We start from the raw sequence: 23,323 nt of genomic DNA, 5'->3' as shown, positions 1-23,323 counted from the left end.
TCTGTTTCCCTTCTCCCCTATCTGTAACTGATTCCGTATTTCTCTATTTACTTGCGCGCCATTCGTCCAGTTGCTTCTGCACTTCAGCCATAATCTTGTCAATCCCTTGCGCTTTCAGCTTCTCAACCGCTTTCGGCTGAATTTCATCCGGGTTAACAGAGCCTGTTTTTAGAGCATTGCCATACTCGTCAACCGCATTTTTTACGTTTGCAATTTCCGACATGACGTTCGTTGGATCGAATTGGAATCCAAGCAGCGGCGCATTTGTTGCGGAGCTGTTAAACGTTTTGTACTGCTCCCACTTGTCTGCCGGATCGTTAGCGAGCTTATCGAGAAGGAACATATTTCCGAGCGTAAATGCCGGCATCGAGTAACCCGAATCTGGAATCGGCTCGAACGTGTCCTCCGTAAGCTTTTTGTAATGCACGCCTTCAATTCCGTTATTCAACAGGTTGCGAAGGTAAGCATCCGTGTTAAGCAGATTTAGAAATTCCATTGCTTTTTCTGGGTATTTGGTTTGCGCGGAGATCGCTTGCAGCGAGCCGGTAACCGACCAGTTAAATACCATTGGCTCGTGGATTGGCGTGGACGCAATCGGGTATTGCATGCTGTCCGTCCAAAGAATATCTGCAAAAGGTACCGTATGCTGTTTATCTACAAGCCATTTGCCTGTTTTCTCATGCTCATTTCCTTGCTTGACTGCAACGTCAGGAGGCAAATAGCCTGCTTTGTAATACTTGTGCATCGTGCCGAACATTTGCTTCGCTTCAGGAGTATCCCATACATTTACTACTTTAAAATCGGTCGTATTCAGCGGCACGCCAATTGGCAGCCCTTCAAGCGCATAATCGAACGGCAGGAACGGATCAATATTGCTCGGGATTGGATATGTATCCGGCTCGCCTGCTTTAACTGCCTTCAGCATCGGCTCAAGGCTTTCAAGCGTAGTCGCCTTCGTAATATCCAGGTTGTATTTATCTGCTAGATCTTTGTTGAAGCGCCATACCGCTTGTGCGGGCAGCTCCTTGTTCGTGGGGATCGCATAGTTATGGCCGCTTACTTTGGAGCCCTCTAGGAAAGCAGGATCGAGCACTTCTTTGATCCCCTTGCCATACTCATCAAGCAGCGCATCCATCTCGTAGAAATAGCCTTTTCTTGCGCTTTCTACATAGTTGAAGGCCCAGGAAGAAGTAAACGCGATATCGAAAGGCTCGCCAGACGCTGCAATCACTTGCATTTTTTGCGTGTAATCGCCCCAGTCGAGCACCTTCATTTCAATCGTGGCGTTTATTTTCTCTGTGAGGTACTTATTCACTTCAGCAATTACTTTATCTTGATCAGCCTGTACGCCGCCAATGGTGTACCAAATCAAGTTAACAGGCTTTTCGTTTTTCTCTGCTGCCGGCTTCTCTCCTGCATTGGTGGTAGGCTCCGACTTCTCGTTGCTGCCGCTATTCTCTTTTCCGCTAGAACAGCCCGCGAGCGCTGCAACAGCAATCATAATGAAAACAAGTACAGTAAGCATACTTTTTCTGCTCTTTGCTACCATTCTTTGTTCCTCCCTTAAATTGTGAAAATATATATTAATACGTCGATGCCGATTGCCGGCTCGTGCGCCTTAATAACACCCGTGAACCGTGCTTATGGAGCTATTCTTTGACAGCTCCGATGGTCAAGCCTTGCACAAAATACTTTTGGAAGAAAGGATAAGCAAACACGATCGGCACCGTTGCAAGTACAACCATTGCCATTCTCGTCGTTTCCATCGGCAGCGTCCTGATGAGCTCCGAGCGCTCTGTACCGGCTACGCTTGTCGAGTTCTGAATAATAAATTGGATATTGTTCTCAACCTTCATGAGCAGCGACTGCAAAGGCACCAGGCTCGCGTTATCAATATAGAGAAGCGCATTAAACCAATCATTCCAATAGCCTAAGGCTGCGAACAAACCGATCGTAGCTAGGCCCGGAAGCGAGATAGGCAGCACCAGATAAAAAAACACGCGAAACTCGCTCGCACCGTCGATTTTCCCCGATTCAATAATGGCATCGGGAACCATCGTCTTAAAAAAAGTTCTCATAATCAGTATCGAGAATGCGCTTACGCACATCGGAAGAATCAACGCCCACACCGTATCCTTCAAATGAAGAACCTGCGTCATTACGATATAAGAGGGAACTAATCCCCCGCCGAACAGCATCGTGAAGAAGGCGATAAAGGAAAAAATGCCGCGATATCTAAAATAGCTGCGTGAGATTGCGTAAGAATAAAGGGAGACGATCGCAATCGTCAGCAATGTCCCCACGATGGTGACAAATAGCGTAACCCCATAGGAACGCAGCAGCTGGTCACCCGTCTTGAACATGTATACGTAAGCCGATGTGGACCATTTTTCCGGAAAAATGCTGTAGCCGTTCACCGCGAGCGATTGCTCATCCGTAAAGGAAATGACGATAATGAACAGGAACGGATAAACGCACATGAAGGAGAATAAGCCCATAGCCAGATGTGCCAGCCCGTTCCAAAACGGAGGCAGCTTATGAATATCTCTTGTCTTCTTTGTTCGTACCGGTTTGCTCTGCTGTTTGACGATTATGTTTTCAGCCAAGTTGAAGCTCCCCTTTCCTTTAAAACAAAGCTTGCTCTTTGTTTATTTTTCTAACGATCATATTGGTTACGATAACGAGCACAAAGCCTATGACAGCTTGATATAAGCCTGCTGCGGTACTCATTCCGATGTTCCCCGTTACTTTCAGCCCCCGATAAACAAAGGTATCAATCACATTCGTTACGGGATACAACGCTCCGGTATCTCGAGGCACCTGATAGAAGAGGCCGAAGTCCGCTCTGAATATGCCGCCGATTGCGAGAATAAATAGAATAACGATAATCGGCGTAATCATCGGTATCGTAATTTTTCTAATCTGCTGCCACTTGCTCGCCCCGTCGATCATCGCTGCCTCGAAATAGGATTTGTCGATGCCGACAATCGCCGCCAAGTAGATGACGCTTCCAAACCCGACGCCCTTCCACAAATTGACGAACACTAGGATATAAGGCCAATATGCCTTCTCCGAATACCAATAAATCGGCTTCATTCCTAAGAAATCAAGCATTTGGTTCAGTGCGCCCCGATCAACGCTTAAGAAGCTAAACACAAAATAGCTCACGATTACCCAAGATAGAAAATGCGGCAAAAACATGCCGGTTTGATAAATTTTCGCCATCTTCTTGTTCGTAATCTCGTGAATGACGATTGCTACAAATACCGATAAAGTCGTTCCGAGCACGATGAAAACGGCATTATAGAGAATGGTGTTCCGAAAAATGATAAAGGCATCCTGCGTCGTAAACAGAAACTCGAAGTTTTTAAAGCCCGACCATTCACTGTTGAGCAGGCTTGCGAGAAAGCCGTCCCGGCTAAATTTATAATTTTTAAAAGCGATGATAGCTCCCGGCATCGGAAGATAACAAAAGAGAAAAAACCAGATGGCTCCAGGAAGCACCATCAGCAATAAAGCTTTGTTTCGGCCTATCATTCGCAGCTCGCGCATTAGACTCGACATGTTGTCCCTCCCAAATCCTTGTCATTGTTGACCTAAATTTAGCATAATGAAAGCGTTTGCCAAAGTGAACAAATCAATAAAAAAGTGGATAAAACAAAGAAACAAATTTGGAGGCTCCCCTATTTTTAGGAAATTGTGGTACTCTAGTTTCTAGAGAAAATCCGTGCAATTTCAAATTGAAAGCGTATACTTAATAACGTTAATGACAGCGGCAGGGGGTGCCCCGTTTCATGAAGAGATTCGTTGATTTCTATAGAAAGCACTATAAGCAAAAGCTGTTCAACAAAATATTAACGATGTACGCGATCATAACGATCGTGTCGCTGGCGACGCTCTCTGCCTTTGTCTACACCTATTTAAATACTGCACAGGTACAGAAGGAATTGGATTTGAACAAGCAGATACTAGCGGACATAGGCAGCCATTTGGATATCAAGCATGCGACCTCGCAGCAAATTATTCAACAAATCTACCGGGATGGATCCTCGGCTTTGCTGAGCGATGTCCTCTCTTTCTTGCAAAACAATTTCTCCGATTATTTGAACAAACGCTTGCTGCAATACAGCGCAACTGGTGTCCGAACGCCGGACATCAACTCTTTTCTGCGCCTGCTGCTAGTTAACAATCCGGATATACGTGCGGTCGCGCTTTACAGCAAGGACAAAAAATTTATATTTACGCTGACGAAGGATACGCAAAACTATTATTTCGATGATGCCGATCTGCAAACCGTTATTAGCAAATACATCTCTACCGATCGAAGCTATACGACGATTAGCAACATTAATAACATGACCACGCAGGAGAGCGTGGGCAACCTGATCATCGACTACGATTCAACGGGAATATACCGAACGTTTCAAGATAAAACGGATGAAATGAAAGGTTATGTCGTCGTGCTGACGCCTGAGGGGAATGTCATTTTCGATTCCTCGAACCGTTATTATGGGCAGAAATATCCCTTTGCACCGCTTCTAAACAACCCCTCTTCTATTCAGCGATTTGAGGAGGAATCGTATATGAACCTGCAAACGACGAATAAGTTTGGCTTTTGGATCGTTGGCATTATTCCGAAATCCACGATTAACGGCAATATGAAGGGACTCAAAAACACGCTTATTTTAGTGACGGTGATTTGCATTGCAGCGGCGATGACCCTCACCTATTTCACGATCGTCAACTTCTCTAGACGGACGAAGGTCATCGTTCAAGCGATGAAAAAAGTACAGGATGGCGACCTGTCCGTCAGAATTCCGCGCGAGAAGGAGGATGAATTGTTTCAAATCTCAAGCCGCTTTAATCAAATGTGCGAGGATTTGACGCAATATATCGATCGGGTATACAAATCGGAGATTCGAGAGAAGCATGCCGAGCTCGTAGCCTTTCAGGCGCAAATAAAGCCCCATTTTCTATACAATACGCTTGAGGCGATCCGAATGCGGGCATTGTCCAAAAAAGCGGATGACGTCGGCGAGATGATATACATTTTGGCAACGTTATTCAGGTACTCCGTCAAGAGCGAAACGATCGTGAAGATCTCCGATGAAATCGAATACTGCCGCTTGTATCTGGATCTATTCCGGATTCGCCTTTTGCAGAAATTCACCTATGAGATCAACATCGAGCCAGAGTGGATGAGCATTCCGATTCTAAAGCTCTCGATCCAGCCTATTATTGAAAATTACATCATCCATGGACTGAAAATGTCGCAAAGCGACAACCATCTCTCGATTTCCGCCGAATGGGATGGCCGTGATCTGCAATTGCTGATCAGCGACAACGGCAACGGCATTGAGCCTTTGAGGCTAAAGCAGCTGCGAAGCAGCTTGGAGCAGCATCCGCCGCAGACATCGGATTCCATTGGGCTTATCAACGTAAATGAGCGGTTAAAAATATGCTTTGGCAGCGGCTACGGGCTGCATATTAACAGCGAGCCTGGGCAAGGCACTGTTATTTCTGTAAAAATTCCGGCAGGCCAAGGGGGACAACAATTTGCGTAAGGTGTTTATTGTGGACGACGAGCCTTTTATTTTGGAAGGATTAGCTTCTATTATCGATTGGGAGGAATACGGTCTTACGTTAGCCGGTCAAGCCTCCAATGGCGAGGAAGCGCTTAAGGCGCTTCGCATGTCTGCCGCCGATATTCTTGTCACCGATATTATGATGCCCCATATGAACGGCCTTGAATTGATAAGACAGCTCAAACCGATCCATCCGGAGATGAAGTTTATTGTTCTTAGCGGCTATCATGAGTTTGATTATGTCCGGGAGGGCATGCGGCTTGGCATCGAAAATTATTTGCTGAAGCCGATTAATATCGGGGAATTAAAGGAGACGGTTGCGAGCACGGTCGCAAAAATACATACGGCTGCGGGTTCCGCATTAACGAGCTCCTATCAGCTTGATATTTTGCGCGACAATGTCGTTAACCGCTGGGTGAGCGGGAAGATCGATCAAACGGAGCTCAAAAACAGGCTGCAGCTGCTGGACATTCCGACGGAGAACAGCTGCTATGCGGCAGCTTCCATCAAGACGGTACGGGATATGCCGATTTATACGGGCGGCGACTTTTGGCTGCCTGGGCACTGGGACAACGAGGTTTACAGCATTTGTAGAAGCCAAGCGGACTGGGCGGGGCATGCGATATGCATCAGCGACCGGGACGGCGATATCGTCATGATCTTTACAGGAATGAGCTCCGAGCAAGTGCAGGAGAAAGCCCTCTCCTTGCTTACAGCCATTCGCAAAGAGCTGAAGCAGCGTCTTGGCGTACAAGCTCTTATTACGCTTGGCAGCGTGGAAGCCGATTATTCTGGCGTGTCGCAAAGCTATGACCATTCGAAGCGCCTTCAGGAGTATTTCCTGACTAATTCAGAGGATGAGATTATCCGATATGAGAAAATGATTGCGGCAGACCGCCCTTCGACGAAGTCGGTTACGGTAGACATGCTGGAATTCGAAAGGCTTCTGCTTGGCCACAACAAGGCGGCGCTAAATGCTTTTATTGATGAACAATTTGCGCTGCTGCAAGCGCAGGAGACACTCTCGCCTGCCCATATTCATAACTACGCCATAGAGCTTATTCTTCTTACGAAGCAAGCGGTGAAGGAAAATAAGCTCAATCATGAGCTTGCGACAAGCGATTACAAGCAGCTGTTTGCCGCTTTATTCAAGGCTCAAACGATCACGCAGCTGACGGAGCATGTCAAATTTATTGCCGGTTCCGCGATGGACTATTTATCGGTCGAGGATGATGATTTCAGTCCAGTTATCAAGCAGGTCATTCATCAAATTCAGACGCGCTATTCGGAGGAGCTGTCGCTCAAAACGTTAAGCCAGACGTTGAACATCCACCCGTTCTACCTTGGACAGCTGTTCCAGAAGGAAACGGGCGAAAGCTTCTCCGACTATGTAAATACGTACCGGATCAGCAGAGCGCAGAAGCTGCTGAAAACAACCGCGATGAAAACAAGCGATATTTCCAAAAATATCGGCTATTTGGAGCCCGGGTATTTCTATAAACAATTTAAGAAATATACCGGCGTCTCTCCGAAGGAGTATCGAGGCAGTCAGCTGCTATAAGCTGGCGGTCTCGTTCTTATTCGCTTCGTTTAAGCACCGCACTTGTTGATTAGCAGCTTATTAAATTCAACGAGCGGAAGCGGCTTATGGTAATAATAGCCCTGCGCTTTGTCACAGCCTAGCAGCTTTAGCTGCTTCAATTGGTCTAGCGTTTCTACGCCCTCGGCTACGACCTGCTTTTGCAGGTCATGGCCCATGGACACGATCGTTTTTACAATGGAGATCCCGCCTTGATAGGCGTCCATGTCTGTAATAAAGGAGCGGTCAATTTTAATGATAGCGATTGGCAGCTGTCTCAGCACGCTCAATGAGGAATAGCCCGTTCCAAAATCGTCAATCGCGATATGAATGCCTAGCGCTACGAGCTCATCGAGCATTTTCCGCGCTACATTCAAATTGTTGACCACCATGCTCTCCGTTATTTCCAAGCACAGCCTTGCGGGCTCCAAGCTGCTGGAGCGTAAAATCTCCTGTACCTTGTCCACAAAATCGGGCTGCATGAATTGCCTCGAAGAGACATTGACCGACAGTATAAAATCATCCCAGCCCAGCTCTTGCCAATGCCTTCCCTGCTGGCATGCCTCCGCAATGACCCACTGCCCAATTTCATTGATTAATCCGGTCTGCTCCGCAAGCGTAATAAATTCCCCCGGGTGGACCATTCCGAGCTCCGTCGATTGCCAGCGAATAAGCGCTTCGGCACCGATTAATCGTCCGCTTAGCAAATCGATCTGCGGCTGGTAATGAAGTACAAATTCATTTCGCGCAAGAGCCTTGCGCAGATGCTTCTCCAGCTTGACGTCACGCTGGACAAGCACAATCATATCGCTCGTATATAGACGGTACTGATTGCCGCCGCTGTTCTTGGCATTATACATGGCAATATCAGCTCTCTTGATCAATCCGGCAGAGCTGTTGTCATCGAATGGATGGACGCTGATGCCGATGCTTCCGCCTAAGTAAAAATCTTGCCCTTGAAGCGTAATGGGATGCTGAAAAGCTTGATGGATCTTTTCGGCAAACGATACGATCTCGTCATATTCGTTAGCATCTCTAATCAAAATAATAAACTCATCGCCGCCAAGCCGGGCGAGCAGATGATCATCATTGATATTGTTCAGCAGCCGCTTGGCAATTTCATTTAAAGCTTCATCGCCATAATGATGCCCGAGCGTGTCGTTAATCAGCTTAAACCGATCCAGATCGATCAGCATAACGCCAAGCAGCGCTTTGGACGATTTGACCGCATCTAGCGATGCTTCGAGCTCTCTATTGAAATGATAGCGGTTTGGAAGCTTAGTCAACGCATCGTGATGTGCCAAAAAATGTACGAGACGCGCCTCTTCCTTCTGCTGCGTAATGTCGCGAATGACCACGAGAACAAACCCTTCCTCGCTCTCGGACATCGTTTCCGTGTCTACCAGTATCGTCCGCTTCTGTCCCTGCCGGTCCCTGATTGTCAGCTCGCGATTTCTCCAAGCTTCCCTTGGAAAGGATGCCGCATAGTCTTCTTCCACGCCTTTACGTTCGGACTCGTTAATAAACGCAGACAGAGAAAGGCCTTTAAGCTCCTCCTCTTTGGAGACGCCCAGCAAACGGAGCGCGCCGGGATTTGCCTCCTTCATGATCATTTTCTTGTCAAGCATCACAATCGCAGCTGGAGACAAATGATAAAGAAGCTCATACTTTTTTTCTGCAGAAGGTAAAAAATCATATCTCATAAATATACGAAGCGATATGCACCAAATAATGATAGCCAAAAAAATGAACGTATCCGGAATATAAATCTGTGGGGAAAAGCCAAAAAAGAGCAAAGTTGCCAAGAGGGCTGCCAGCTGATAAAACAGATTCGCCTTAAAAAGCACCGTGTAGCGTTTGCTCTCTACGATATTTATCGCTTTAGCTCTCGCGATCAAGCTGACCGTCAAATTGAATATGGAGAATAAAAAAATAGTTCCCAATACGACATGCATGGCTGGTGCAAAGAGAGCCTGCTTCCAGAACGCCTCTGTCCTAACACCTGTAAATAAAAAGTGCTTCCCTTTTATAAATAGCAGCAGGTAGTAAAGAATAAGCGGGGCGAAAGCAGCGCCGATGCTGCTCAGGCGAGAAAAACGAAGATATTTAGACGTCGTTGTCATATGCAGCAAAACACTCATGCTAGAAGAAGCGATGCCGAGCGGATATACCCCATATGCCGCTATGGTCAGCGTCTGATCAGCTGGAAGTAGCTGCTGGATATACCGTAAAAAGATCATGAGTGCGAGCAGGCTGGTCGTGATGGCAGCTAGACGATTCTCAATATGGAGGGGGGCCCGTCTTATCATGACCAAGGAAGTATCGACCATGAAGATGACAGGCAGCATGAATAAAAACAGAAGCAGGACAGATTGGTACTCGCTCATCGCTTGATGCCTCCTCGCTTAGTATGAATAAAATGGGATTTGCGACGCTTCATCAAGTCTACTATTTTGCCTGCTGCACTTTGGCAGTATCGAATATATAATCATATTTTCACATATTTATCCAAACCTCTATTCCTATTATAGAGCTTTACGCTCGGCAGGACAATCCATATTCCGACTATCTCAATGGTTTATACCAAACAAAAAGAAGCCGCAGTTATGCGGCTTCGAATCATCCTAATTCTATACTGCTGCCTAGCGCCAAAGATTAATAAGCTGTCCAGCCTGCGTCCGCCGTAATTACCGTACCGTTCACAAAGCTGGAATCATCCGAAGCCAAAAACAACGCTACTTTTGCAATGTCTAGCGGCTCGCCCGTACGCGGATTCAAATGCATGCCCGCCATCGCCCGCCCCATTCCAAATTCATTAGGCGTGTTGATGGAGGTAGCGATATTTGTAGCTACCCCGCCTGGCGCAATCGCGTTGCAGCGAACGCCCAAATTAGCATATTGAAACCCTACATTCTTCGTAAATCCGACAACCGCATGCTTGGATGCTGTATAGGCCGCTCCGGCTCTAGATCCGTACAAGCCTCCAGCAGAAGCAATATTCACAATAACTCCGCTTTTCTTCTCGATGAAGATCGGCAGAGCTTTTCGTGTCGTTCTCATGGGACCTGTCGTATTAATCGCAAAAACGCGATCCCAAAGCTCATCGGTCATATCTCCCGCGGGAACAAAGTTGTCCATAATGCCCGCATTGTTTACTAGTATATCTAAAGTTCCGTAAGTCGATACGGCAGTATCAATCAATTGCACGACATCTTCTTCCTTCGCCACATTAGCTGCAACTGCTATTGCAGAGCCGCCCTTCGACTCAATATCGGCAGCAACTGCCTTTGCAGCATCTGCATTAATATCAGACACGATGACTTTAGCGCCTTCGGCAGCGTAAAGCTCAGCAATCGCCTTACCCATTCCTGATGCTCCGCCTGTAACGATTGCTACTTTTCCAGAGAGTTTCATGTACATTCCTCCTGTAGTGTTTACTCGTATAAATGGCTACTGAAATGAAAGTCATCGAACACTTGTTGAATATACAACGAGTTGTTATTTAAAGTATAATAATTTATTACAAAGCCAACAATCAGTAAAAACTTTCTGTTTGTACAATAACGCACAACGGCAAGCAAGTTGTTGATTAAAATATAAGGGATGATTACAATGGCAGCAGATATCATCAAATCAGATCGGCGTATTGTACGCAGCAAGGCTGCATTAAAGCAGGCTTTGCTGACGCTTATGTCCCAAAAGCCCTTCGCGTCTATTTCCATTACCGAAATCGTGGAGCTTGCCAATTATAATCGCGGCACTTTTTATTCCCATTACGAAAATAAGGAAGGGCTGCTCGACGATATATTAAATGAGCTGATTTCTGAGCTTGTAAAATCTTTTCGCGCTCCTTACGAAGCCTCGGAATTGTTCCGTATCGATGAGCTGCCGGCTAATGCCGTCATGATATTTGACCATATCTTTCAAAATGCCTCTATATATACTGTTCTAATGAACTCAGAAGTATTATCGGATATTAGAGAGAAGATGTTCCTTGCCTTAAAACAGATTCTAATCGAGGATCTGGATGACTCCGCCTCCGCTAACGGCTTGAACCGCGAGTTTCATGTCATTTATTCGATCCACGCCGTACTTGGCCTCGTATTCCACTGGATTGAAGGCGGTTTCAACTATTCACCGGCCTATATGCAGGAACAATTGGTGCGCATTATCAATTGGCATCCTTCTACAATTATGATCAATAAAAAAGAACGAAAATAAGCTCTCGGTACCTATTAAATTGCAAAAAAAAACAATGCGGCTCTATTTGCGAGCTGCATCGCATTTTTTCAAAGCATATCCTTATTTTTTGCCTTTAGCCGCGCTGCCGCCTTTAAAAGCGGTGCTGCCCTTTGGCATATTAGCGCTTTTCGCATTGGCTGTGCTGCCTGCACCTGCTGCGCCTTTTTCGCCCTCGGCTCCTTTAGCGCCTTGGTTTCTGCCGAACACCTTTTTGGCTAATTTCTTCTTTTCCCCTGCTTGCCAACGATTCCAGCCCTTCTTGTCCGTGCCTCTGCCGGTTCCGCCCTTGCCCTTTGCGCTGCTCATAACATCACTCCATTATATCTTCTATGCCGAGTTAAATTTCATAAAATGCAGCCACAGCATCTATCAGAACCTTGATCCTCGTTATCATTCCTAATCATTATACCATTAATTCCGCTTATAAAATCTTATCGCTTTTGTTCCCTTGCTGCTCATATTGAAAAGGTCCATTCCCTCTTTGCATAAATGGTTGATTTGATCCATTTCCGCCTGCGGGCGAGAGCTTCGTGTACTATTAAGCCGAATGGACAACACCTGCTGAATCTCGTCTAAGGAAACACGGGCAAGCTTCGATAATAATTGAAGCGTCGTTTCATTGCGGCCGACTATGTCCTCGTAACGAATCAAGTGTGCATGCGGCAGCTCATCCACAAGCTCCCGATATTGTTTGGCACGCTCGTTCCAGATCTGTCCGAATTGTTCGACGTCGCCCTCCCAATACGCGGTCTCGCTTCTCCATATATCAATCGGATTTCGGACAAGCAGAATGATGACGGCATTCGGATAACATTTCTGCAGCAGCATAAGCTCGCGTCTCCCGTACCGGACTTCCTTAAATCCGATACGGTCATGCGTATCCCGGTATTGGATATACATTTGATTAAACAGCGCTTTAACAGCCTGCTCAACGGCATCCTCAATATAGGGTACATCAGGCGTCATATTGGCTGTCCATTGGTTAGGATCGCTGCCATTTTGAAAGAAAGCAAGCTTCTCGTCCTCGCTGTGCGTAGAGAAGTGGGAGGCGAGATCCTGGATCCGTATAAACTCAGATACAATCCCGCCATGCTCTCCCCATATCAACGTGTTTTTTCGGCAGTTGAATATTCGCTGCACCAGCGTTGATCCCGTCCGCTGCGTCAAAGCGGATATGATGACATCCATTCCAAATCCCCACCCTCATTGAATCGCGCGTGAGCCGTTAAATTTAACTCCGCCTGAGCAGCCTCATCGGCAATGACTAGATCAGGATTGGAATGAGAGACCGCATTCCAATTCAACCACTGCAAGCGCCCAAAGCTGGGCATGTGACCTGCCGGCAAGCTTTTTAGCTTCACATAAACCAAATTCCCTTGGTTTAAAAGCCGGATGATTGTCTTTCCGATGCCGTCATTTTGCGGATACGATGATAAATAAACGTCAATCAATAGACTTTTATCCCTTGCAATAGAAAGGTTTTGCTTTTTTTGCAGCACCGCATCGATTAATTTGGACCACTGCTGTACCCAGCTTTGTTTGGAAAAGCTTAGCGACACCGCTTCTGCTCTTTGTTTAAATAAGGCCAGCTTACTCGGGTTTTCGATCAAGTCCGTAATAGCCTCTTTTAGCGCATGAGCATGGGGCTCGATTAATAAACCGTTATATTCATGAATGACGAGATCCGACAATCCCCCGACTCTAGTAGCGATAACGGCATTTCCGCAGGACATGGCCTCCAGGCAGGACAGGCTTGTTCCTTCGCTGTACAGCGTCGGAATTACAGAAATATCCGCTTGTTTGTACGCTTGTGGCATTCTATCGAAGGGGAGCGAGTAGGTTTTGATCCTACCAGGCCATCGGTTCATTTTCATCATCACCATACGAATATCTTCATCTTCGCCCTGACCGACAAAATGAAAATCAACATGCGGGTACCTGATCAGAATTTCGTCAATAATTTGCAAAACGAGATGAAGACCTCTCGCATGGTATAGTCTGCGCGGGTATAAAATGACGATCCGATCGTCCTGCTTGTCATCCTTGCTGGAGGAAAATTCGACCGGGTCTACGTAATTTGCGATTACCTTGATCCTTTGGCGAAGGGAGTAGTCTACCGTCTGAAACCAGTTTGCCGAATTGTTATCTACCGAAACTAGGCTTTCGCACAGCCTCGCCCCTTCGATAAATCGCCTGTTCGTTTCCCAAAAGGAATGACCATCCACATAATGGCTAGCTGGGTTATCCCACGCAACCCCATGTATAATGCCAATGCTTGCTTTTCCGTTCTCATAAGGCCACGCGTTGAAAAACGCGGAGTATACATTCAGAATAGAACGTTCAGCCGTTTGTTCTTGAAACAAACGATTATAGATTTTCACCGCGCTGATGCTTAATTCCTTCGCATGCTGTCCTCCTCTGGATAAGGAGACGACATCCACTCCCCGAAACCTGCGTATCCAAGGGGAATTCCCGTATTGATAAATCGCAAGCTGATACCCCTTCTGTTTAAATAATTGAAACAGATCCATAAGGTATCTTTCCGCGCCCCCAGAGTAAAATTTTTCACCATCAAAATCCAAAAACGTCGTTGCCATAACCGCAATTTTCCCGGTTGCATCGTAATTGGCGTATGCCTGCCAAGCCGCTGGCTTATTCATCAAGCATCGTTCCAATTGCTCGGCCCTGGCAGCCCATTGATTCTGATTGGCAAAAATCCGGCCAGCCTCCTTCGCCCTGCGAGCGGCATCAGGCTTTAACCCTTCTATAATCGCTCTCTCAAAGCCGTCCATTCCCTCCGCGATAAAAACCCAATCGGATTGGAGTGGCTTGATCTCCGCTATTGGAGTAGAAACGACCGTTAAGCCAAGGGACGCATATTCAAAAAATTTAACAGGTGAGACACTATTGGTTAAATCATTGACTAGGAACGGAATGATCGCGACATCGAAGTGCTGCCCATACTGAGCGAGCTGCCGGTACGGCTTCATGCCAAGCAAATGGATATTAGGAGCCTGCAGCCGCTGATTATCCATTCCGAATTTGCCGATGAGCACGAACTGCCAATCCGGCCTTTTGGCTGCTAATGCTTCCAATAGATCCGCGTCGAACCATTCTTCGATGGCTCCGAAATAACCGATGACCGGCGATCCCTTGGCGATGATAGGCGCGAGATCCTCGGGCACCGAAGCGGAGGAGGCTAGAAAATCCTCGCTTCTTGTTGCGTTTGGCAATAGAACAGCATCGCTTCTTGAGGCAACGTAAGCGTGAAGAGCTTGTGCCGAATACGTGACGATATCCGCTTGTTCCACGATTTCATTATGTTTTTGTAACATTTGATCATCGTATAACGAAAAAAACTCCAGCTGATCCAGTACATCGTACCAAAGCGTTTTATGGGGCAAGAAATCCGCCCAAGCCATTTGAACCAACCAGCTGCACAGCACGATGACCGATTGGCTTCGGAGAACGGATAACAGATATTTATCGCCATTAACGATAAAGAGATTGGGCTCCACTTCGCGCAACCCGAAAGGACCAGGGGTTGATTCGCAAAAAAAACAAAGATAGCCTCGTTTCGCCAATTCCCTCAGCATTTGATGAGGGCGCTGATTCGGCTCCCAGTACACAGCCTCCGGATAAACCACGATTGCGTTATACGTCTTTTCCCCCAACAGGTTCATTAATTCCAGAGACTGTGGCACGAATGGGCCATGGACAAACTCATTGTAGATGTGCTGACGACTTAAATAATGAGACCGGAAATGAATGGTTCCAGCAGTCAAAGAAGTGGACCTCCTTCAAAGGAAAAAGAATAAACATTTTTTTGAAAATCCCAATGCATTTCTCATATTATGTAAACGCCCTTCTCATCGAATGGATGATTGGCCATGGCGAAATACCCTTTTCCCGTCATACTTGTACCTTTGCGTCGATTTGATATAGGTTGTTTGCTTAATTTAGGACAGACAAGTTTCCAGAAATTAGATAAAACCATACCGTACTACATAACTCACCAAGGAGAGTGTTGCTGGCATGTATTTGATCAAAAGAAGATTACGATGCGTTCCGTCCCATGCGGGCCGCAGAAAAACGACTAACAAAAAAAAGAAGCCTTCCCATTCGAAGAAGCCTTCTCTTCTAAAAAAAATACTAGCTTTGCGCAGCAGTTTATTAAAGTTTTCACGATTAATTACTTGGCGGATCAATAGATTAGCGGCCAGTGTAAGAAAGGTAGCCACTGACTCGGATCAAACACAAAATCAAGTAACCCAGTTAAATCAACAGGTAAGCGTGCTTGCTGCGGAAGTGAATGCCATTACTGGCCCGAATCAAGGTACACGGGCGTTATTGCAAGCGAGAATCGGAACTACCGTTACGATTGAAACGAATGCCGGCAGCATTTCCGGAACAACGCTCGCGGTTGGGATCGATTTTGTGCAAATTTTGGAGCCCGCTGGCGATATTGTCATTATTCCGATTAGCAGTATTACAACGATCGCATAACGAAATGGAGGTTGAAGCTTTATGAATTTCACGGAAATGTTAAGAGGCTATACGGGACGGCGTATTGAAGTTTTTTTAACGAATCAATTCGTGCAGGGCACTTTAGTAAGCGTTGGAGATGGCTTTTTCACTTTACAGGTCGCAAGCCCAAGTTACAGCACTCCCGTTACACAGTCCACTGTGCTAATGCAAAATGTAGAGTATGTCCGCGTTCTTGCCGCCTAAGTGTCCATGCGCTTATTTGAACAAATGAATTCGAGCAACCAGTTAGTCCAAACGCTGTAGCTATCAGGATGCTGATGAGTAATGCTCGAAGACCGAATTCTTCGGTGATATAGTGCTTTCTGAATGTAGGCTGCAGGCCGCTCAAGCATAATGCGGGCCAGCATTTGAAAGTCTTCGTAGAGGCGCCCATGGAATGGATCGGCAGCGCTCCAGCCGCCCAGATCGGTTACGGTTTGGATGCTGTACATTCTCGGTGCGAGAGGAATGGCGTTTTTTAGCAATTTGTCCACCGTCATATCGCCTTGTTCATGCTGCGTCATGTTTAGCACTAAGCTTTTGTCACTCCGCTCATACCAATCCATATGGTCGGCATAGACCATTCCGCCATCCGGCGATATCGCAATATGGTTAATAAGCGTATGCATGCATGTCGTATCCAGCCAATCATCTGCATCAAGCTCTAGCAGCCATTCTCCCTTAGCCGCAATCAGAGCCTGATTCAAACAGGCAGCTTTTCCTCTATTCGTTCCATTTCTAATAAACCGTATTCGGGGATGCATCGCGTAAGGGCTCGACTCCCATATGGCTTGTGTTCCATCCGTCGATCCGTCATCTACAATTAGGAGTTCCCATGCTGGATAAGACTGCATACAGACGCTGCGTATCGCCCAGAGCAAATAATCCGCATTATTGAACGTGCAAATGACGACCGTTATAATAGGAGCTTCATCCCATTGTTCGCCGGGTTGCTTCATGCGAAGAATAGGCAGGATGACGCTAGATTCTATATCACGCTTCCTCCAGCCCTCAGAATGCGGAGGCCTCGGAAGCCATTGATTTGATTTTACACATTTGAATGGCCAGCTTTCCTCTAGCGCTAATTGTCTCTCTAAGAGGACATAGCTCTCAAATGGGAGGATCTGCGTGGTCTGAAAGCCCGGAAACGCTCCAGAGGTCACGGCCATCGTCCGCCATAGGACGGGTCCTCTCAACTGAGCGCATTCATCGTCTTGTTGATGCAGCAAGGGATCGATTGCCATTCCGCCAGCTCGCTCGGACAAATCGAGGAGCCAGGTCTCGAATTGGTTTTGAAAGCCCGTCGCCAGCTGTTCTCCAGCAAAAAGCGTAAGAAAAAAAGGCTTGTCGTATTCCGAAAGGATACGGTTCATATGAATGGCAAAATCGGAAGCGATAAGAATGCATGAGCAATCAGGTACTGCCGCTTGCACACTGCGTTCTGTCATTTTGGCTGCAGCGACGTTTTTGGAGTCCAAAATGAATACAAGCATGGCGGCGAAACGGCCTCCTTTACGTTGAAACACACGCCTTGCGAATGATATAGGATATGTCGAGTACCCATGAATGGTTATCACGTTATTCGAAAGGAAGGGATGAGATGAGCATAATCATTTATCCGCCCATTTCAGATTGGAATTGGATGAAGCAGCGACCACAGCACTTAATGAGCCAATTGGCCAAACGGGGCCATCACGTATTTTATTGCAATAAAACAACAGCCGCCCCTTTCGTAGAGGAGATCGAGCCGCATTTATTTCTTGTCCACAACCACGAACATTGGCTGCAAAATGAATGGCCTTCGTTGTACAAGCATCGGCAGGGTCCGGTAGGGGTATGGTGCACGCTTCCCCATTTGTCTGCTGCTATTCGGCACAATTATGATCCGGATTGGATCATTTATGACTGTGTGGACGATTTCGGCGAATGGCATTCCTATGAAGATGCAATGATTACATCTGCTGCGGCAGTCGTTTGCTCGTCGGAACGGCTGTATATGCGAATCCGAAGATGGTTCCCCAAGAAGCAGGTCGAGCTGATCAGGAACGCTTATGATCCGCAGATGCAGCTTCATTTGCCTCATGCTCTAAGAGCTGACGCTCGCAAAATAAATGAAAATCAAGTCGGTTACGTAGGGGCATGGGCGCCGTGGATAGACGATACCTTAATCCGAAAGCTCTCGCTTATCCGCGGAACCGAAACTGTCATCGTAGGCCCCGAATTCGGCAAAAAGTTTCCGGTTCTCATAGACAGCAGCAATCTGCGTTTTTTGGGACTTAAGAGGCACGACGAGTTAGCGCCATTCATTCATAGCTTCGGTGTGTGCATCCTGCCGTTTCGAATCACTCCGCTCACCCTATCCGTAAATCCGGTTAAAGTATATGAGTATCTGGCAGCGGGCAAGCCAGTCGTGTCCACCGCGCTGCCCGAATGCGAGCAAATGGCTCCGCTTGTAGATGTCGCAGCCTCTCGCGATGCTTTTATAGAAATCGTTAAACATCGTCTTAAGCACCCCGGCGATGCTGCCGCCAGAACAAAATATGCGCTTGAGCACACGTGGGAACATCGGGGCGATGCCGTGCAAAGCTTGCTGGAATCGTTACAGCTTGATTGAAAAATGATGATGGTCATCCAAATAGGCTATGATCTGCTTAGCAGATTCACGGATCGATTGTCTGTATGATGATACGTATATTTCAGGATTTTGCGGTTGCTCATACGGGGCGGTAATGCCCGTAAATTCGGATATTTTCCCTTCTCTTGCTTTTTTATATAAGCCTTTCGGATCTCTTTCCTCGCATACATCCAAGGGGCAGCTGATGAACACCTCAACAAACTCGCCCTCTTCAAATATGGCTCTCGCCTTCTCCCGATCGATTCGCAATGGAGAAACTAACGTTACAATCGTAACCGTTCCTGCATCGACAAGCAGCTTTGCAGCCTCAGAGGTACGCCTGACGTTCTCGCTTCTATCCTCCATGCTGAAGCCTAGATCGCGATTTAAGCCGCAGCGAAGATTATCCCCGTCCAAAATAATCGTGCGGATATTGCGTTCATACAGCTGTTTTTCCACTTCATTGGCGATAGAAGATTTTCCAGAGGCGGATAAGCCTGTAACCCACAACACAAAGCTGCGATGCTTATTCATTTGAAATCGCTGATGCTTCGTAATTTCAAACGGGTGAAAGCTGATGTTTTTTGCATTTCCCTCCATTTAAAAGCTCCTTTACTGTCTCTATTCATTCCTATTAACAGGCGGTCGTTTCTCGTTCTATATTTTATGCCAATGCAGTTTAAGAGGGATGGACGTTTTGCTATATTTGAAAATATAGGTATGATCCATATGGGCATTATAACGCACTGCATAACAAAAAAACCGAAATCGCTGGGCAATTATGTCTCCCGCTCTTTCGGCTAAAAATGCTATTTCGTTAATAAAGCATCCGATTTATACAGCAATCACACGGTTAACTTGCCGCGATCCCACACGGTGCTTGGCATTTCCCTTCGCAGCACCGGCGCTACTTCCGTGGCAAACCGCTCGATCTGCTCACGCTGCTCCGTCTCGGTCAAGCCGTCGACACTTATGCTGAGCACTTGATTTCCGAATGCTTGATGGTAGTTTACTATTTTTTCAATGACCTGCTCCACGCTGCCAACGAGCGAAGGGCCATGTTTAATCGCATCCTCGAGATTTTTAAACGGCGATTGGTTATGCTGTGCTGCGCTTGTCGCTTGGAACGCGTCATAATAAGGGCGGTATCGTTTAATGGCCTCCTCTGCAGTATTCGCCAAATATAAGCTGCCTGCCCCCGAGCCGACAATCGCTTGCTTCGGATCATGTCCATGATAGGCGAGTCGTTCACGGTAGTGATCAATGAGCTCCTTGTACTTGGCCTGAGGATGGAAGCTGTTGGAGGAGAAGATCGGTTCGCCGTGCTTAGCTGCCAGCTCTGTCGAAAGTGTGCTCGAAGCGCTCCCATGCCAAATCGGAATCGAAGCCTGATACGGTCTGGGCTGCGTCGTAACATTAACGAGTGCCGGACGATAACGGCCTTCCCACGTTACGTCTTCCTCGCTCCACAGCCGCTTAAGGAGCGCATACCGCTCCGCCAGCGACTCCCATTGCTCTTCCTCGGTTATGCCGAACAGCGGATAATGACGCGGATCATTTCCTTTGCCGATAATAAGCTCGAGCCGTCCTTCGGACAAATGGTCCAGCGTCGCATAATCTTCAGCCACACGCACGGGATCAAGCACGCTCAGAACGGTTACGGTAGTCAGCAGTCGAATCCGCGTTGTTCTGGCAGCAATGGCAGTCAACAGCACCGGCGGCGAGGAAGAGAGAAACGGAGCGCCATGCCTCTCGCCTATTCCATAAGCATCAAAGCCAAGCTCTTCCGCCAATATCGCCTGCTTTAATATATTTTGAAACTTTTGATGAGGCGTCAGTGCTTCCCCAGTCACTGCATTTGGGATATTCATCACTAGACTGAACAAAGCGAACTTCACCCGGCCGTCTCCTCCTTCGATCGCTTCAGCAGCCAAAAATGAAATATTCGGCAGCATGTTCAGCTTATTAATGAAGCTATAGTAGCATAGCGCGAAACCGCCCGACAACACTTTTCACACTATTCCGATTATCATACTATTCTATATCCATATAGAAAATTTCAATGCGGGCAGCAAGACGCAAAAAAAGGATTCTAAAGGGCATGAAAACTAAACGATCATTAGTTTTAATGCCCTTAGAATCCGATGTGATCACGAAACGCGGCTCGCCGCTCAATACGCATGCATCGTTTCACTCCTGATTTTCCTAACGATGCTTTTATGACGCTCAGCTCTCATGACGAAGTCTTTCAAGGCATTTAGCGCTTCATCAGCCTGCGCCCGATATTGTTCATCGCCAAAAAGCATGTATAGTCTCATATAGTCATTATATTCATCCAGCCATTCATTGAAGTAAGAAGAGGTCATGTCCATCACTCCCTTATTTCGATTATAGATCAAGAACATTAAGCGTTTATGAGAATAATATGAAGACAAGCTAAGTCATTCTAGTAATTCCTTTTTTTCTATTATAATATATTATTTAAATTTTCAGAATATTCCTACTATGATTAACACAGAATTAACAATAGACTGATATGATAAGGACAACCTATCCAAGGAGGAGAACCCCATGGAACTCATCATCGTTTTTATTATCATCCTTTTCATCATCCTATCGATTGCCAATGCAAACAGGTCGCCTCACTATCGCAAGAGCAGCGGTCATCACTCTTACTCATCATCTGGGGACTTCAGCTCAGGAGATAGCGATTCAAGCTGAGGTGGTGATGGCGGCGGTGGCGATTGAAAAACGAAGCCTCAAACTCCTCTATCCCACCCCTTCTTCCGAACATTCCTCTATCTTCTATTAAATAGGAAAAAGCAGAAAAATAAAATAGAAATTTCACGCATTAATATTTCCTATTTTAATTCATTAGCGCCATTTTGCCGCCAAAAATAACCGATTCCAGAATCATATCAATAAACTCCCATTCATTCATATTGACCAGGGAGTTATTTCCTATGTATCATGATGCTGACGAAGTGTTGAATCTCGCAGACATCCCGCTTCAGGACAGATATGAACGCTTATCTTAAGAAGACCATCACTAGATAATTATTGGAGGCTTAAAGATGACATTAATCGAACAAAACGCAGTTGTATTATTTCAAGGGGACAGCATTACCGATGCCGGGCGTCAGCGGACTGACGGGGCTAATCTCGGTTCCGGGTATGCTAACCTTGTTACGTCTTTGTTTACGAACAAGTACCCTGAGAAGCAAGCTGCGTTTCTGAACAGAGGCATATCAGGCGACCGTGTCGTTGATCTGGAGCGGAGATGGGAAGAGGATTGCCTCGCTTTGAAGCCGACTTGGCTGTCCGTCTATGTCGGCATAAATGATACATGGCGCCGTTATGACCGCGATACTCCGCTAAGCACAGAGGAGTATTATACGACTTACCGGAGATTGCTAAGTAGAGCAAAGGAGCAGCTTAACGCCAAACTTATTCTAGTTGAGCCCTTTGTGCTGCCTGTGAATGAGAGCCAAAAGCAGTGGCGCGAGGATCTAGACCCGAAAATACAAGCCGTTCGCGAGCTGGCGGGAGAATTCAAAGCACTGTACGTTCCGCTTGATGGCTTATTTGCCCAAGCTGCTGCACAGACAGGCGCTGCCTATTGGGCTCCCGATGGCGTTCATCCATCTCCAGCAGGCGCTGCGCTTATCGCAAACGCATGGCTGCAAGCTGTTAAAGCGTAAATGGAAAGGGGAGCGGGACGCCTTGGCATCCTGCTCCTCTTCTTAAGTTCGTTCTGACTTCTATTCGTCAGCCGGATAACGAAGACCCCACTGCTTCCTAATCGTATCCAAGGTCGTCATAATGGCCAGCGTCTCATCCAAAGGAATGACAGCGCTCTCCAGTCTGCCTTCGCGCAGTGCATTCATCGCTTCCTCCGCTTCAAATTTGTAGCCCTCGGCTAGGCGGTCATCGACGAAGGACTCAGGCTCTGCTCCCTTCGCATGAAGAGTGGCTGATCCGCCAAATAAGAAGTTTGGTACATGAATGTACCCTTTTGTGCCATAAATATAGGCATCATTAACCATGCCCAGCTGAACCGCTCCGTTTAGCACAGCGGTACGTCCGCCTTCATATTCGAACAACAATGAAAACTGCTCATCTACGCCTGTTTCGCCAATTCGGGCACTGCTCATTATTTTAGCCGGTTCTGACCCGTAAATGAAGGAAGCGAAGGAAACCGGATAAATACCGGCATCCAGAAGAGCTCCGCCTCCAAGCGCAGGATCAAGCAGGCGGCTCTCCGGCGCCCAGCCGATATCAAAGCCAAAGTCCGCTTTCAAGAGACGCACCTCGCCAATTTTATCGTCAGCCAGCCATTCCATAACTTTACGAATGGGCGGCAAGAACCGCGTCCACATCGCTTCCATGAGGAATACCCGTTTCTCCCTGGCCAGCTCAATCATTTCCTTCGCTTCAGCCGCATTCATCGTGAAGGGCTTCTCGCAAATGACCGCTTTTCCCCCGCGCAGGAGCGCAAGCACATTCTCCTTATGTACCGGATGCAAAGTGCCTACATAAACAATATCGACCTCAGCGTCTTGCGCTAGCTCTTGTACACTGCCATACGCGCGAGGAATGTTATATTCCTTCGCGAAGCTCTCCGCCTTCTCTAAATTTCTTCCTCCTACCGCGACCAGCTCTGCGCCTTCTGCATAAGCCAAGTCCTTGACGAACTTAGAAGAAATCCAGCCTGGGCCAAAAATCCCCCATTTAATCGTTTGTAATGACATGTATCCGTTCACTCCTCTAATTAGA

Annotated in this window: 21 protein-coding genes; 8 read left to right on the top strand and 13 right to left on the bottom strand. The window is 46.9% G+C overall.

Translation table 11 applies throughout. The features are described 5' to 3' along the window. Window positions 1-43 precede the first annotated feature (43 nt). The 3 genes from HI950_RS24200 to HI950_RS24190 form a co-directional block, all read right to left on the bottom strand. The gene (locus HI950_RS24200; protein WP_169088331.1) at window positions 44-1,549 is read right to left on the bottom strand and encodes an ABC transporter substrate-binding protein; all 1,506 of its coding nucleotides are present in this window, start codon (window positions 1,547-1,549) and stop codon (window positions 44-46) included. 100 nt (window positions 1,550-1,649) lie between these two features. Next, window positions 1,650-2,606 carry a carbohydrate ABC transporter permease gene (locus HI950_RS24195; protein WP_411268137.1) on the bottom strand — a complete coding sequence of 319 codons (957 nt, stop codon included), beginning with the start codon at window positions 2,604-2,606 and terminating at the stop codon, window positions 1,650-1,652. A gap of 19 nt (window positions 2,607-2,625) precedes the next feature. Continuing rightward, window positions 2,626-3,564, bottom strand: a complete 939-nt coding sequence (locus HI950_RS24190) for an ABC transporter permease (protein WP_169088329.1) — start codon at window positions 3,562-3,564, stop codon at window positions 2,626-2,628. A 230-nt stretch (window positions 3,565-3,794) separates the two neighbouring features. Here HI950_RS24190 and HI950_RS24185 point away from each other — a divergent pair, with 230 nt between their 5' ends. Further along, window positions 3,795-5,564, top strand: a complete 1,770-nt coding sequence (locus tag HI950_RS24185) for a sensor histidine kinase (RefSeq protein ID WP_169088327.1) — start codon at window positions 3,795-3,797, stop codon at window positions 5,562-5,564. 1 nt (window position 5,565) lies between these two features. After that, entirely contained in the window at window positions 5,566-7,146 is a 1,581-nt protein-coding gene (locus HI950_RS24180; protein WP_317618439.1) for a response regulator transcription factor, read from the top strand. 29 nt (window positions 7,147-7,175) lie between these two features. Here HI950_RS24180 and HI950_RS24175 read toward each other — a convergent pair whose 3' ends face one another. Continuing rightward, window positions 7,176-9,551 carry an EAL domain-containing protein gene (locus HI950_RS24175; protein ID WP_169088323.1) on the bottom strand — a complete coding sequence of 792 codons (2,376 nt, stop codon included), beginning with the start codon at window positions 9,549-9,551 and terminating at the stop codon, window positions 7,176-7,178. 268 nt (window positions 9,552-9,819) lie between these two features. Then, complete coding sequence (locus HI950_RS24170; protein WP_169088321.1) at window positions 9,820-10,578, bottom strand: SDR family oxidoreductase; 759 nt, start codon at window positions 10,576-10,578, stop codon at window positions 9,820-9,822. A 198-nt stretch (window positions 10,579-10,776) separates the two neighbouring features. On the opposite strand from HI950_RS24170, the gene HI950_RS24165 reads away from it, so the two are divergent. Further along, complete coding sequence (locus HI950_RS24165) at window positions 10,777-11,385, top strand: TetR/AcrR family transcriptional regulator (protein WP_169088319.1); 609 nt, start codon at window positions 10,777-10,779, stop codon at window positions 11,383-11,385. 81 nt (window positions 11,386-11,466) lie between these two features. Here the strand turns inward: HI950_RS24165 and HI950_RS37090 are convergent, their stop codons facing one another. The 3 genes from HI950_RS37090 to HI950_RS24150 form a co-directional block, all read right to left on the bottom strand. Next, window positions 11,467-11,712: a DUF3934 family protein gene (locus HI950_RS37090; RefSeq protein WP_169088317.1), complete on the bottom strand. Its 246-nt coding sequence runs from the start codon at window positions 11,710-11,712 to the stop codon at window positions 11,467-11,469. Between the two features lie 105 nt (window positions 11,713-11,817). Further along, window positions 11,818-12,594 carry a sulfotransferase gene (locus tag HI950_RS24155; RefSeq protein WP_169088315.1) on the bottom strand — a complete coding sequence of 259 codons (777 nt, stop codon included), beginning with the start codon at window positions 12,592-12,594 and terminating at the stop codon, window positions 11,818-11,820. After that, window positions 12,570-15,191, bottom strand: a complete 2,622-nt coding sequence (locus HI950_RS24150; RefSeq protein ID WP_169088313.1) for a glycosyltransferase — start codon at window positions 15,189-15,191, stop codon at window positions 12,570-12,572. Before HI950_RS24150 ends, HI950_RS24155 begins: the two co-directional genes overlap by 25 nt. 250 nt (window positions 15,192-15,441) lie before the next feature. Between HI950_RS24150 and HI950_RS24145 the strand changes: the two genes are divergently transcribed. Next, a complete protein-coding gene (locus HI950_RS24145; RefSeq protein WP_169088311.1) occupies window positions 15,442-15,912 on the top strand; it encodes a hypothetical protein in 471 nt (156 codons plus the stop codon). A 21-nt stretch (window positions 15,913-15,933) separates the two neighbouring features. Further along, complete coding sequence (locus HI950_RS24140) at window positions 15,934-16,137, top strand: hypothetical protein (RefSeq protein ID WP_187768158.1); 204 nt, start codon at window positions 15,934-15,936, stop codon at window positions 16,135-16,137. Here HI950_RS24140 and HI950_RS24135 read toward each other — a convergent pair. Next, entirely contained in the window at window positions 16,134-17,426 is a 1,293-nt protein-coding gene (locus tag HI950_RS24135) for a glycosyltransferase family 2 protein (protein WP_169088309.1), read from the bottom strand. The genes HI950_RS24140 and HI950_RS24135 overlap by 4 nt on opposite strands. A gap of 107 nt (window positions 17,427-17,533) precedes the next feature. Here HI950_RS24135 and HI950_RS24130 point away from each other — a divergent pair, with 107 nt between their 5' ends. Then, window positions 17,534-18,547 (top strand): glycosyltransferase, encoded by a 1,014-nt coding sequence (locus HI950_RS24130; protein ID WP_169088307.1) that lies wholly within the window; start codon window positions 17,534-17,536, stop codon window positions 18,545-18,547. Here HI950_RS24130 and cysC read toward each other — a convergent pair. From cysC to HI950_RS24115, 3 genes are all read right to left on the bottom strand, one after another. Continuing rightward, complete coding sequence (gene cysC, locus HI950_RS24125) at window positions 18,533-19,147, bottom strand: adenylyl-sulfate kinase (RefSeq protein WP_169088305.1); 615 nt, start codon at window positions 19,145-19,147, stop codon at window positions 18,533-18,535. The two genes, HI950_RS24130 and cysC, sit on opposite strands and share 15 nt — an antisense overlap. A 245-nt stretch (window positions 19,148-19,392) precedes the next feature. Next, window positions 19,393-20,445, bottom strand: coding sequence for an LLM class flavin-dependent oxidoreductase (locus HI950_RS24120; RefSeq protein ID WP_169088451.1), 1,053 nt, complete (start codon window positions 20,443-20,445; stop codon window positions 19,393-19,395). 273 nt (window positions 20,446-20,718) lie between these two features. Further along, window positions 20,719-20,913 carry a hypothetical protein gene (locus HI950_RS24115; RefSeq protein WP_169088304.1) on the bottom strand — a complete coding sequence of 65 codons (195 nt, stop codon included), beginning with the start codon at window positions 20,911-20,913 and terminating at the stop codon, window positions 20,719-20,721. Window positions 20,914-21,118: 205 nt separating this feature from the next. Between HI950_RS24115 and HI950_RS24110 the strand changes: the two genes are divergently transcribed. Both HI950_RS24110 and HI950_RS24105 read left to right on the top strand, forming a co-directional pair. After that, window positions 21,119-21,268, top strand: a complete 150-nt coding sequence (locus HI950_RS24110) for a hypothetical protein (RefSeq protein ID WP_169088302.1) — start codon at window positions 21,119-21,121, stop codon at window positions 21,266-21,268. Between the two features lie 353 nt (window positions 21,269-21,621). Beyond that, window positions 21,622-22,248, top strand: coding sequence for an SGNH/GDSL hydrolase family protein (locus HI950_RS24105; RefSeq protein ID WP_169088300.1), 627 nt, complete (start codon window positions 21,622-21,624; stop codon window positions 22,246-22,248). A gap of 60 nt (window positions 22,249-22,308) precedes the next feature. On the opposite strand, the gene HI950_RS24100 is transcribed toward HI950_RS24105, so the two are convergent. Beyond that, window positions 22,309-23,298, bottom strand: a complete 990-nt coding sequence (locus HI950_RS24100) for a Gfo/Idh/MocA family protein (RefSeq protein ID WP_169088298.1) — start codon at window positions 23,296-23,298, stop codon at window positions 22,309-22,311. Window positions 23,299-23,323: the final 25 nt, after the last annotated feature.

The organism is Paenibacillus sp. PL91 (assembly GCF_012935325.2).
Taxonomy (GTDB): Bacteria; Bacillota; Bacilli; order Paenibacillales; family Paenibacillaceae; genus Pristimantibacillus.
The sequence above is the reverse complement of the archived record's forward strand: the minus strand, read 5'-3'. Positions and strand labels throughout refer to the sequence as shown.